Below are 4,629 nucleotides of genomic sequence, written 5' to 3' on the forward strand. Positions count from 1 at the left end.
CAAGAGACTGGGCCTTTTTCACGAGGGAAGCCTGGAAGAGTGTGCTGAATTTATGGGAATAAATAAAGATGGAATGAAAGAGAGCCTAGAGAGATACAATGGTTTCGTCGATTCTGGAAAAGATGAAGAATTTTCCAGAAGGGGAGATCTTCTTGAAATAAAAGAGGGACCTTTTTACATCCAGACAGTGGCTCCAGCAGTACATCACACCATGGGGGGAGTCACTATAGATTCAGAAAACCATGTGATGAAAAAAGATGGAAATATAATCTCAGGACTATTTGCAGCAGGAGAGATAGTAGGCGGAATACACGGAACCAACAGGCTAGGTGGAAATGCCATTACAGATATACTTGTATTCGGTAAAAGAGCCGGAGAGAATATAATGGATATCGGTTAGGTAATCACGGGATAATAAATTAATTTGTTTTAGGCGTAAGGGGATATTTTATATTTCCTTATGCCTATTTTTTAATATATTGAAAATTGTTCGGATTTATAGTATAAACCTTTATTTGAATTACCGATGTTTGACAAAATAAATAATAATGTTGAAAAACATATAAAAAATAAATTGACATACTCTTTTTAATCGCATATAATAGTTGAAATTAAAAACAAAATCAATAGTTAGGTTTGTTTTTATTTAAAAAAGCCTATAGGGGAGGCTTGAATTTTATTTTTTTTATAGTTTTATGCATACGTATGCATAAAATAAGGTTTATCCATAGGGGGGATTTTATGATTTCAAAGATTGATTCGGCAATTATTATTCTTTACATTTTAACTTTGCTTGTAATCGGGTGGTTTTTAGGAAAAGAAAATAAAGACCAAGAGGATTACTTTCTTGCTGGAAGGTCCATGCCGTGGTTACCTATAGGTCTATCTGTAGCTGCTACGATGATCAGTGCAAACAGTTTTATAGGCGGACCTGGTTGGGCATATAACGCTGGTATAGCACCGTTCATGGTAAATATAGGGGTGCCTCTAGCAATATTTTTTGTGGTATATACTACCATTCCGGTTTTGTATCACTTGAAACTTACCTCGATTTACGAGTATGTGGAAAAAAGACTGGGAATAAGCAGCAGAATGCTTACAGTAATAGGATTTCTGGTAAATTCAATAATTCAAATAAGTTCAATGGTATTTGTTCCGGCTCTTATTTTACAAAGGTTTACAGGATGGGATTTAAAAATAATAGTCCCGATAGTTGTGCTTTCTGCAATAATCTATACACTCCTTGGAGGAATCAAGGCGGTTATATGGACAGATGCAGTTCAGATGGTAATAATGTGGTGTGGCTTGATTTTTACAGTGGGATTAATAATAAAAGGAACAGGTATGGGATTTTTTGAGACCCTTTCTGTTGCGAAAGAGTCTGGGAAATTTGCAGCAATTGATTTTTCTCTGGATATATCAAAGACGAATGCGTTTTGGGCATCACTTTTCGGAGGTACTATAATGTGGATCCGTTATTTTGGATTTGATCAAGGGCAGGTTCAAAGGATTCTCACAGCAAAATCAATAAGGGGTGTAAAAAATTCATTTATGGTTAGTGCCTTCATAATGAATATTTTATATTTTTGCTTTTTGACTATAGGAATTCTATTATTTGTATTCTATAAAGGAAAGGAGTTTGATAACTCAAACGATATTATGATAGATTTTATAGCGAATCATCTTCCTGTCGGAGTTTTAGGTCTTGTAATTGCAGGAGTATTTGCAGCTGCCATGTCGAGCATTGACTCACTTTTAAACTCAATGTCAACGGTATTTGTAAAAGATATATACGAAAGATTTATTTCAAAAAATCACCAGGAAGCTTCCCTTAAAATGTCTATGACAGTATCAGCAGTCTGGGGAATAATTATAATAATATTTACACTTATGGGGTTTTCAGGAACGACAAAATCTGTACTTATAACTGTAGGGAGCTATATATCCTACATATCAGGTCCTATGTGCGGGGCTTTTTTCCTTGCCTTATTTACAACAAAGGCCAACGATAAAGGAGTAACGGGAGGAATTGTTTTAGGATTTATTATCACATTAATGTTTGGAAAATATTCCGGTGCAAGCTGGATATGGAAACCGGCAGTGGGACTGGTATCGACCTATACGATGGGATATATCCTTAGCCTGCTTTTGCCTTCTGATAAAAAAGAAGAGGATATTAAAGAATATACAGTATTTGGGCTTAGAGAGAAGCTTCTTGCCAGTGGTCAGGTGGAAGAAGACGGAGTTTCGGTGCTTCCGCTTAAGATGGATAAATACACGTGGACTTTATTAATTTTCTTTGTGTCCCAATATATTTTCTTGGTACTTATAAACCTATAAGATAAAATAGTGGTGGATGATTAAAACAGAGTAGTTATTAATCACCTTATAATTTTAATGAATTTAAGGGGATGTGTTATGGTGAAAAGTTCAAATAAAAAAATATCTTCAAAAGATGTGGCGAAACTTGCAGGAGTTTCTCAGTCGACAGTTTCTAGGGTATTTAATGAAAGCTGTAAACTTATCTCAGAAGAGACACGTAACAGGGTCATAAAAGCAGCAAATGAACTTGGTTACAGGCCAAGCTTGATAGCTAGGTCATTAAAAGGTAAATCTACAAAAATAATAGGAATTGAAATTAATGATTTTAAAAATTCATATTATATGAAAGCTCTTGGAATGTTTGCAGAAGCATTCCAAGAGAGAGGGTTTAATCTGATGATATTCAATGCCGGAGAATCTGAAAATATGGAAGAGAAATTAAAAAAGGCTTTGGAGTATCAGGTTGCGGGATTAATTATAACAAGAGCTATTTTAAGTGATGAGTATTTAGAATGGTGTACAAGATACCATATACCAATTTTCATGTTTAACAGAATTAATCATGAGAAGCATAAGCTGAGTTCTGTGGTGTGTGATAATTATTTAGGTGGAGAAAAAATAGGGGAACTTCTGTACAATAATGGTTTTAGAAATATAGCCTTTATTTCAGGAGATGAGAATTCTTCCACAAATAATGGAAGAGAGTCAGGGTTTTCAGAATTTTTAAAAAGTAAAAATATGACATACACTAAAATCCAGGGTGAATTTAGTTATGAATCGGGCTTCAAATCAGCGGAACAACTTATTAATTCTATGGAAAATACTGACAGCATCTTTTGTGCATCAGATTCCATAGCATTGGGTGTAATCGATTATATCAAAAATAAAACTTCCCTGAAAATTCCTGAGGATATATCTGTAGTGGGCTTTGACGATATTGATGAGGGAGGGAATATTAATTATAATCTAACAACCTATAAGCAGCCTATTAAAGAGCTCATAGATTTTACAGTAAAGGAAATGATAGATAGGATAGAGAATAAAACAGATAAGATGATAAATATCAAGCTAGAAGGAGAGGTGTTGATAAGAAATTCTTGCAAAATCCTGAATAAGAATGGGATACCTCAGTAACTCAAAAGGCAATTTTTATAAATGGTAATTTTATGAGTTTTTATGTGGGTATTAAGGTGAAAGGAAATATATGAAGTGTTTTGAAAGGATTAAGACTAATAAAGCAATAATATTAAAAAGATTAATAATGTATATAATTGGAGTTTTTGTATTTGCTTTGGGAGTGGCGTTTTCCATAAAATCAGATTTAGGAGTCTCTCCTGTAAGTTCGGTATCCTTTGTAATAAGTTTGATAACAAAAGGGTCTGTAGGCATCATAAGTATTGTTTTTTTTATGGGGCTTGTAATTCTGCAATGGCTTATACTGAGAAGTGATTTTAAAATAAGAAATCTATCCCAGTTATTGTTTGCTGTGGTTTTCGGAACTTTTGTAGATTTATCTATTGTTATGATATCAAGTATTTCAAAAGGAAGTTTGTTAATACAGTTTTTACACCTGACTTTGGGAACTTTTTTAATATCTTTGGGTATATATCTGATGATCAAAACAAATATTACCATAAGCCCCGGAGATGGGTTTGTAACTGCCCTATCAATAAAAAGTGGTTTCAAATTTACTAAAGTAAAGGTGGGATTTGATCTGTTTTGTACCTTTGCTTCAGTGGTCTTATCTTTTATTTTTTTGAGAGGGATATATGGTGTGGGAATAGGAACTGTTTTATGTGCCCTGGGAGTGGGGACCACGATGGATATGATAGACAAGCTTATCGGGAAAAAGTTAATAATCTATCTGGAAAAAACTAATTGTAAATAGATGCTATGGATTATTTGTATGAGGGTTATTTTAAGAAAGGGGGCAATCACAGATGCAAGAGGAAATGGATACTAAAAATATAATTTTTTACGGTGACTCAAAGGAAGTGAATAGTGTAAGAAACTTAGACTACAATGATTATAAAAAATTGGAGAGTAAAAATCAGGAATTGAAGGGGTTTGATCCAAAATATAAGGATTTTGTAGATTATATCATAGGAATTACACACAATATCTGGGAGGAAAAAGGCATCGGTATTATTTACGACACTTATGCCAACAGTGTAAATATGCATTTCGGGTCTTTTAATGTGAGCGGTATAAAATCTGTCATTGCAGGAACTTTAGAGACACTTTTTTCTTTTCCAGACAGAAAACTAATCGGTCAGGATGTCATCTGGTCGAGACATGGTGACAGGG

General features: G+C 34.0%; 4 protein-coding genes and 1 pseudogene. All 5 read left to right on the forward strand.

Annotated features, from left to right (window positions below; all coding sequences use genetic code 11):
* On the forward strand, positions 1-400 hold a 400-nt coding region (locus tag ABZA26_RS08270), incomplete at its 5' end, for an FAD-binding protein (RefSeq protein ID WP_372714053.1).
* A 341-nt stretch (positions 401-741) separates the two neighbouring features.
* Positions 742-2,340, forward strand: a complete 1,599-nt coding sequence (locus ABZA26_RS08275; RefSeq protein ID WP_372714054.1) for a sodium:solute symporter — start codon at positions 742-744, stop codon at positions 2,338-2,340.
* Between the two features lie 78 nt (positions 2,341-2,418).
* Positions 2,419-3,456: a LacI family DNA-binding transcriptional regulator gene (locus ABZA26_RS08280; protein WP_372714055.1), complete on the forward strand. Its 1,038-nt coding sequence runs from the start codon at positions 2,419-2,421 to the stop codon at positions 3,454-3,456.
* A gap of 127 nt (positions 3,457-3,583) precedes the next feature.
* Positions 3,584-4,210, forward strand: coding sequence for a YitT family protein (locus ABZA26_RS08285; protein ID WP_372714056.1), 627 nt, complete (start codon positions 3,584-3,586; stop codon positions 4,208-4,210).
* A 52-nt stretch (positions 4,211-4,262) separates the two neighbouring features.
* Positions 4,263-4,629, forward strand: a pseudogene (locus ABZA26_RS08290) (polyketide cyclase); the annotation flags it as partial.

This window comes from Ilyobacter sp., assembly GCF_041583315.1.
GTDB lineage: Bacteria > Fusobacteriota > Fusobacteriia > Fusobacteriales > Fusobacteriaceae > Ilyobacter.

Bases quoted from the DNA above. Each gene is read 5' to 3' on its own strand.
- ABZA26_RS08275 (WP_372714054.1), top strand. From the start codon at position 742: ATGATTTCAAAGATTGATTCGGCAATTATTATTCTTTACATTTTAACT.
- ABZA26_RS08280 (WP_372714055.1), top strand. From the start codon at position 2,419: ATGGTGAAAAGTTCAAATAAAAAAATATCTTCAAAAGATGTGGCGAAA.
- ABZA26_RS08285 (WP_372714056.1), top strand. From the start codon at position 3,584: ATGTATATAATTGGAGTTTTTGTATTTGCTTTGGGAGTGGCGTTTTCC.